General features: G+C 47.6%; 10 protein-coding genes. 8 read left to right on the forward strand and 2 right to left on the reverse strand.

Translation table 11 applies throughout. The features are described 5' to 3' along the window. Positions 1-179, reverse strand: a 179-nt coding sequence (gene rpsF / locus ACTHSP_RS15305) for a 30S ribosomal protein S6 (protein WP_440346385.1), incomplete at its 3' end; no start/stop codon positions are given. Positions 180-425: 246 nt separating this feature from the next. On the opposite strand from rpsF, the gene hscA reads away from it, so the two are divergent. The 6 genes from hscA to fdx all read left to right on the forward strand — a co-directional run bounded on the left by hscA (position 426) and on the right by fdx (position 5,917). After that, positions 426-2,285, forward strand: coding sequence for a Fe-S protein assembly chaperone HscA (hscA, locus tag ACTHSP_RS15310; protein ID WP_440346382.1), 1,860 nt, complete (start codon positions 426-428; stop codon positions 2,283-2,285). Between the two features lie 86 nt (positions 2,286-2,371). Then, positions 2,372-3,124 (forward strand): DUF695 domain-containing protein, encoded by a 753-nt coding sequence (locus ACTHSP_RS15315; protein WP_314513774.1) that lies wholly within the window; start codon positions 2,372-2,374, stop codon positions 3,122-3,124. Between the two features lie 75 nt (positions 3,125-3,199). Further along, on the forward strand, positions 3,200-3,958 hold the full coding sequence (locus ACTHSP_RS15320; RefSeq protein ID WP_314513772.1) for a DUF2314 domain-containing protein: 759 nt from the start codon (positions 3,200-3,202) through the stop codon (positions 3,956-3,958). A gap of 124 nt (positions 3,959-4,082) precedes the next feature. Next, on the forward strand, positions 4,083-5,108 hold the full coding sequence (locus ACTHSP_RS15325; RefSeq protein ID WP_314513770.1) for a CBS domain-containing protein: 1,026 nt from the start codon (positions 4,083-4,085) through the stop codon (positions 5,106-5,108). A gap of 12 nt (positions 5,109-5,120) precedes the next feature. Continuing rightward, positions 5,121-5,483, forward strand: coding sequence for a TIGR02328 family protein (locus ACTHSP_RS15330; protein WP_440346383.1), 363 nt, complete (start codon positions 5,121-5,123; stop codon positions 5,481-5,483). Positions 5,484-5,575: 92 nt separating this feature from the next. Further along, positions 5,576-5,917: an ISC system 2Fe-2S type ferredoxin gene (fdx, locus tag ACTHSP_RS15335; protein ID WP_003678874.1), complete on the forward strand. Its 342-nt coding sequence runs from the start codon at positions 5,576-5,578 to the stop codon at positions 5,915-5,917. Between the two features lie 76 nt (positions 5,918-5,993). On the opposite strand, the gene ACTHSP_RS15340 is transcribed toward fdx, so the two are convergent. Next, positions 5,994-6,614 carry a hypothetical protein gene (locus ACTHSP_RS15340; protein WP_314513765.1) on the reverse strand — a complete coding sequence of 207 codons (621 nt, stop codon included), beginning with the start codon at positions 6,612-6,614 and terminating at the stop codon, positions 5,994-5,996. Between the two features lie 317 nt (positions 6,615-6,931). Here ACTHSP_RS15340 and iscX point away from each other — a divergent pair, with 317 nt between their 5' ends. Further along, on the forward strand, positions 6,932-7,129 hold the full coding sequence (gene iscX / locus ACTHSP_RS15345; RefSeq protein ID WP_003682097.1) for a Fe-S cluster assembly protein IscX: 198 nt from the start codon (positions 6,932-6,934) through the stop codon (positions 7,127-7,129). 171 nt (positions 7,130-7,300) lie between these two features. Next, on the forward strand, positions 7,301-8,032 hold a 732-nt coding region (gene metF, locus ACTHSP_RS15350), incomplete at its 3' end, for a methylenetetrahydrofolate reductase (protein ID WP_440346384.1).

The following is an 8,032-nucleotide window of genomic DNA, read 5'->3' on the forward strand; positions in this document are numbered from 1 at the left end:
ACATAGTGTGCTTTGTGGATTTTATTGATTGGGTAAGCCAATTGACGACGGCCCCAGTCTTCCAAACGGTGGATTTTGCCGCTGGCTTCAGTAATCATGGTTTTGTAACGCTCAACCATAGCAGGCACTTGCTCGCTTTGATCAGGATGAACGATAAACACGATCTCGTAATGACGCATGTTATCTCCTTATGGATGATTAAAAACAGCCTTTCACCATGCGAAGTAAAAGGCAAGGCAAAGAGGTCGAATTTTATCCGCATTTCTTAAAAAATACAAGTCTGAATTCAAAATCCACTTTCTTTTCAATTAAAAAAACAACATTAGGCCTTATGGTTATTTCCTAGCAAACCACTCAACTATCTGCCAAAAATCTGCTAAAATCTGCCCCATCCTAATAAATACAGCATCAGAAGGCACACAATCATGGCTCTTTTGCAGATTTCAGAACCCGGCATGTCCGCCGCCCCCCATCAACACCGCCTCGCCGTAGGCATTGATTTAGGTACAACCAACAGCTTGGTGGCCACCGTACGCAGCGGCAGCGCAGTCTGCCTGCCCGATTCAGACGGCCGCACCACCCTGCCTTCGGTTGTCCGTTATTTAGATGGCGAAGTTGAAGTCGGCAAAAACGCCCTTTCTGCCCAAAAAACCGATCCGCTAAATACAGTCAGCTCCGCCAAACGCCTAATCGGCCGCACCCTTACCGACCTCGCACAAGAGGCGCAATACCTGCCCTATCGATTTACACCCAATGAGCGCGTGGTTGAGCTGAACACCCGCCAAGGTGCCAAAACGCCTATCGAAGTGTCGTCTGAAATCCTCAAAGCCCTCAAATTGCGCGCCGAAGAAACTTTAGGCGGCGATTTGGTCGGCGCCGTCATTACCGTTCCCGCCTATTTCGACGATGCCCAACGCCAAGCCACCAAAGATGCCGCGCGTTTGGCGGGCTTGAACGTATTGCGTCTGCTCAACGAGCCGACCGCCGCCGCGATTGCCTACGGTCTGGACAACGCCTCGGAAGGCACGTTTGTCGTTTACGACTTGGGCGGCGGTACATTCGACGTATCCGTATTGCAACTGACCAAAGGGCTGTTTGAAGTCAAAGCCACCGGCGGCAACAGCGCATTGGGCGGCGACGATTTCGACCACCGCCTGTTCTGCCACCTGCTTGAGCAAAACGACCTTTCCAAACTCAACGAGCGCGACAGCCAGCTTCTGCTTTCCCTTGTCCGCACCGCCAAAGAACAACTGACCAACCAAACCGAAGCCGTCGTCGAAGCCACGCTTTCAGACGGCCGCAAAATCCATACCGTCATTACCCGCCAAGAATTTCACCACCTGACCCAAAATCTGGTGCAAAAAACCATAGAGCCGGTGAAACAAGCCTTGAAAGACGCGGGCGTGACCAAAGCCGACATCAAAGGCGTGATTATGGTCGGCGGCTCTACCCGTATGCTGCATGTCCAACAAGCCGTCGCTACCTTCTTCGGACAAACCCCGCTGAACAATCTCAACCCCGACGAAGTCGTCGCGCTCGGCGCCGCCATACAGGCGAACGTCCTTGCCGGCAACAAAACCGACGGCGAATGGCTGCTGCTGGACGTTACCCCCCTGTCGCTCGGTTTGGAAACCTACGGCGGACTCGCCGAAAAAATCATCCCGCGCAATTCCACCATCCCCACCGCGCGCGCGCAGGATTTCACCACCTTCAAAGACGGTCAAACCGCCATGACGATACACGTCGTACAAGGCGAGCGCGAACTCGTTTCCGACTGCCGCAGCCTTGCCAAATTTACCCTGCGCGGCATTCCGCCCATGGCCGCAGGCGCAGCGCGTATCCGCGTGACCTTCCAAGTTGACGCTGACGGATTGCTGTCCGTTTCCGCACAAGAACAAAGCACCGGCGTACAGGCGCAAATCGAAGTCAAACCTTCCTACGGCTTGGACGATAGCACCATCACCCAAATGCTCAAAGACAGCATGAGCAACGCTGCCGAAGACATGGCTGCACGCGCACGCGCCGAAGCCATAGTCGAAGCCGAAAGCCTAACCGACGCCGTCAACGCTGCTCTTGAATTGGATAGCGATTTATTGGAAGCTGAAGAATTGCAACAGATTCAACAAGACATCTCCGCTTTGCAAGGCTACCTGAAAGACGGAAAAGCCGAAGACATCCGTGCCGCCGTCGCCAAACTCAGCCACAGCACAGACAACTTCGCCGCCAAGCGCATGAACCGCAACATCCAACGCGCGCTTACCGGCCAAAGTGTTGATAATATTTGATGGTTAACCGGTTTCAGACGACCTCTAAAAAGCATCAGAGGTCGTCTGAAAAAATTCAAACCCTATTTTTCAGACGACCCCATCCTATGCAAAACCTCTCCATCCCCCAAGACTGGAACGTCTATTTCAGCCGCATTGGCGACGCGCCCGCCGCCTTACGCATTAATCTTGCCTTAATCGAAGTCGCGCCGCTGGCAGAGTATCTGCAGCATGTGCGCGTCAGCATGAAATTGGAACAAACCAACGAACACGGCTTCCCGACGCCCGAAGAAAGCGAAGCGGTTTACGACATCGAAGACCAAATCGACCGACTGGCGGGCAACGACAACATTCCCGCAGGCATAGTTACCACAGACGGCGCGGCAAACTGGCACTTTTACAGCCGCGATGCCGAAGCTTTCGCCCAAGCCTGCCGCACCCTGCTGACACAAAACAACCGCGTTTGCGACATCAAAATCAGCGAAGATGCCGAATGGTCGTTTTATCAAGAATTCCTGTATCCCGACCGCTACGAGTTGCAAGCCATCCGCAACGAGCAGGTTTTACGCCGCTTCCGACAAGACGGCGACCGCCTCGAACAACCCCGTCCCATCGACCACTGGCTGTTTTTCCACACCGAAGCCGACCTGAACGCCGCAGCCGCCAAAGTTGCTGCATTGGGCTATACCGTCAGCGACAGCGGCCGTATCGAGCATGAAGAAGACCACCCGAGCTACCGCCTGCAACTTTCCAAAAACGCCCCGCTCACCGACATCGACAACGACACATGGGAGTTAATCGATATCGCCCACGAAAACAACGGCGACTACGACGGCTGGGGCAGTATATTAGTCCAATAAAGCATCAGGTCGTCTGAAACACACCGGCAGTCCCGTTCAGACGACCCGCATCCACTTTGACCTTAGGAGAATCCAATGAGCGAATCTATTGTTTACGGTGTCGATCAGTCAAATGAACTCATGAACCACGCCTTCGAACAGGCACGTTCCACCTTCAAATATTTCTGGCGCGAGCTTTATTGGGAAAACCGCCGCATCATACCCGCCTTGGACTTTGCCATGGTCAAAGTACCTTTTTTCCAAGACAGCGAAGACGGCGAAATTTGCGAACATATGTGGATAAACGACATCTACTTCGACGGCCTCCACATTTACGGCACGCTGGTCAACGAACCCAACGACCTGACCAATGTAGAACAAGGCGAGAGTGTTTGCGTTCCGGTTGACGAAATCAGCGATTGGATGTTCCTGTGTAACGGCATTCCCTACGGCGGCTTCACCGTACAGGCAGTCCGCATCCGAATGACGCCGCAAGAGCGCGCAGAACACGATGCCGCATGGGGAATCGACTTTGGCGACCCCGAAGAAGTCTTGCTGGTTTACGAAGAAAAAGAACACCCCGAAAATCTGGACGAACATCCGATGTGCCGAAACTGTCTGGACGACTTCCGCCAACAGCTGGCACAAAACCCGGATTACCTGCGCGACCAAGACGAAGACGGCTACACACCGCTGCATCACGAAGCCATCGCAGGGAACGCGCTCATGGTCAAAGCCATGCTCGACTTGGGCGCAAACCCTGCCACCACCACGCAAGAAGGACTGACCGCCCTAGACTTTGCCCGCCGTATGGATTGGCAAAACGTCATCGAGATACTCGAACCACGCCACTAAACCATAGGTCGTCTGAAAGGGAACACTAACTGCTTTGTCACAAAATACCTAAAGGAAATCTTTAGCGTATACTAACAGAGTACAACATTGATAATATTTAACTTACAAATCAAGGTTAAAGGTAATGAAAGAATATGAAAATCAGTTTATTGCTATAAAAGATGCATTAAATTCAAAAGAACCTACTAATAAAAAACAAGTCTTTCCTCTGCGCAATGTTTTAGAATGGTTCGAGGCATCTAGAAGAGGAGCAAAGATAACCCATAAAATTCGTTATGAATTAGGAAAATATGAGTTAATTACCGAACCAGATTTTGAACAAGCAAACATAAATGGGACTGTTACATTTAAAAAGGCCTCATCTAAAACCTCTTCAAATAATTTTAATATAGACCCTAGTCATAAAATTGAGAGACTAGATGCCGCAAATAAAAAACCTATTTCCATTACACGAACAGAGCCGCTATCTAAAGCTTTAACTATTATGCTCTTAAATGATTTTTCCCAACTACCTGTTATGCAAAATGAAAGGAGAGTAAATGGTTTTATCAGTTGGAAAACTATTGGAGAAAAACTGATTACTACTCAGTCGTTAGATATATCCCAAAAAACTGTTTCAGATTTTATGTCTGAGGATATCATTATAGTTACTAAAAATGAAACAATTTTCAGTGTTTTAACAAAAATCCCACAAAATGATTTTGTATTAATTAAAGACTCCACAAACAATGAAGAAATTATTGGAATTGTAACAGTCAATGATTTAAATGAACAATTTCATTTGCTTTCAAAACCTTTCTTACTTATAAGCGAAATAGAAAATGGCATACGCCATATTCTTGACAAAATTGACCTATCAGATGAAGAGCTAAAAAAAGCAAAAAAGCCTGATAGTTCAGAAGAAATAGAATCAATTGCTGATCTAAACTTTGGGGGCTATCAAACTATTTTAGGTAATTCTGAAATTTGGAAGAGGCTCAATTTAAACCTGGATAGACAAGAATTTATAAAAACACTGGATAAAATTCGTGAAATTAGAAATGATGTTATGCATTTCGACCCCGATGGTTTAGATAAAAACAGTATTGAATTACTAGAAGAATTTTCTCATTTTCTTAAATCATTAAGAAAATGTTTAATTGAAAAATGATTTAAATTCTAAATGAGACTCTGGCACCAAACCCTTATCCCCCTACTCCCCCGCGCCCAGCTTTTGGGGCAACACCGCGAATGCGCCGCTTTACGCGGAGCAGGCTGGGGCAGGCCGCATGCGACGGTAAATTACGTTTTTACCCATTCACCCTACAAACTCTATCTTTACCATGCCTTGATTATGAAAGAGATGGAAAGGCGCGGTTACAAACCGGATGTTTTATGGAAAGACCCGCTATATCGCGGCAAAGCCGTTGCCTCATATCACGCACACGCAGCTGAAGCGTCCACTTCGCCGATTTATGCCGAACATGACGATGCCTATCTGGATGAGTGTTTGAAAAATTTACGAAGTAAAGGCATCATGTTATAAACCCATTTTTCAGACGGCCTGAATATTGAATATCCAAGGCCGTCTGAAACCGCTTTAACCACAACCACTCTTAAACAACTGAGACAATAAAAATGCCAAAAATTACCGTACTCCCACACGCGACATTATGCCCCGAAGGTGCAGTTATCGAAGATGCGCCCGAAGGCAAAACCGTCCTTGACGTACTGCTCGACCACGACATCGAAGTCGATCACGCCTGCGAAAAATCCTGCGCCTGCACAACCTGCCACGTGATTATCCGCAAAGGTTTTGACAGCCTGGAAGAACCAACCGAATTGGAAGAAGACCTGCTCGACCAGGCATGGGGCTTGGAAGCTGATTCACGTTTGAGCTGTCAGGCAGTGGTTGCCGACGAAGATTTGGTGGTCGAAATTCCTAAATATACGATTAACCACGCTCGCGAAGACCATTAAAACAAGGTTTAATGAAAAAGGCCGTCTGAAAACCATGAATTTATGGTTTCAGACGGCCTTTTGGTTACATCCCAAACTATTCGATATGAGGAAAAATAAAACGCATACGGGAAATCTGCATAGCAGCCACTTTCTGAGTAGCAGAATAATTTTCAATTTTTTCTTGAATTCTGATTTGATGCAGATTGCCGTTATGCCTAGGAGCAGATTTTTGAGGCTCGCTTGTCTCCTGCAACTCTTGCTCTGTTTTCAACGCCTCCTCCGCCTCGATGGCCGAAAGTGCAGCCTCATCTCTTACCAAACCGAAACGCTCGATAATGACATTGGATTCATCTATATAATGAGACTTGTCTGCGCCATTTTTCAACACCGCATCTTCAAGCACGACCGACAAATGCTTGCCGCAATTTTCGATACGCTCGGCGATACGCGAATAAACCATCCAACGTTTCAACCTCAATGCGCCTGCATCGTCATTGGGCGAAGCGGCATCCAGTTTAATTAAGCCATAGTGCTTGCCGTAATACAGACGGAACACCAGCTGCTTCAAACCTTCTGTTTCGTCCAGCATCCGATAAAGTTCGCGAACCAACAACAGCAAACGGTCGAATGCACCTGCTTTAGACAGATACTCCGGATCATCTGAAGCAAGCGTGTAAATCAGTTTGGACAGCTTGGCGTTGAGTGCGTTATTCATCTTTTTTTCCTTTTATTTTTAAGCGATGGATTTCGTATTAAGAGCCGTTCCAGATGATTTGGTTGCATTGAGATAATGTAAATTATTCATGCGCAAACCATCATTCAAAACGGAATAAAATATATAAAACGGCAAATTCAAAGCGAATGCGCCGTGGTTTTTAAGTGTCGTGCCGTATTTTAACGCAAATATGCTATTTTGTTAAAAAATACCCGCATTATTTATATCCGCAACGACAGTAAAACATTCTGGCAGTCCACCTGCTTCTTGATTAAAATGTTCACCAACTGCCTAAAAACCAAATAAAGGAGCACATCATGAAATGGACAGATACCCAACGCATCGCCGAAGAACTCTACGACTTACACGGCGACAGCATCGATCCGAAAACCGTGCGTTTCACCCAACTACGTGATTTGATTATGGCTCTGCCTGAATTTGACGATGATCCGGCGCGTTGCGGCGAGCGTATTCTCGAAGCCGTGCAACAAGCATGGATAGATGAAGCAGAATAATCTTTCCTCCCTTCCCTATCAAACAAGACCTCAGGCAGTTTTTCAGACGGACTGAGGTCTTTATTAAATCTATTCATACAATTTCGGAAAATTTCGAAATTGACTCATACCAACCTCAAATTTATTATGCAGCCTGACAACAAATAAAAGATATGCAGAAGGTGCATAACCATGAATCACGCTCGAGAAATCGCCGCTTTAAACAACAGCCTTTCAGATTTAAAAGGCGACATCAATGTTTCGTTCGAATTTTTCCCGCCGAAAAACGAACAAATGGAAACCATGCTATGGGATTCCATCCATCGCCTGCAAACCTTGCATCCGAAATTCGTTTCCGTAACCTACGGTGCAAACTCCGGCGAACGCGACCGCACACACAGTATCGTTAAACGCATCAAACAAGAAACCGGCCTTGACGCAGCCCCCCACCTGACCGGTATCGACGCCAGCCCTGACGAGTTGCGCCAAATCGCCAAAGATTATTGGGACAGCGGTATCCGCCGCATTGTCGCCCTGCGTGGCGACGAGCCGCCCGGCTACGAAAAAAAACCTTTCTATGCCGAAGATTTGGTCAAACTGTTGCGCTCCGTTGCCGACTTTGATATTTCCGTAGCAGCCTATCCAGAAGTGCACCCGGAAGCCAAATCCGCACAAGCCGACTTAATCAATCTGAAACGCAAAATCGATGCGGGCGCAAACCACGTTATTACCCAATTTTTCTTCGACGTGGAAAGCTATCTGCGCTTCCGCGACCGTTGCGTGATGATGGGCATTGACGTTGAAATTGTTCCCGGCATCCTTCCCGTAACCAATTTCAAACAATTGACCAAAATGGCCCAAGTGACCAACGTCAAAATCCCAAGCTGGCTGTCTAAAATGTACGAAGGTTTGGATGACGACCAA

The organism is Neisseria sp. P0001.S005, from assembly GCF_051963715.1.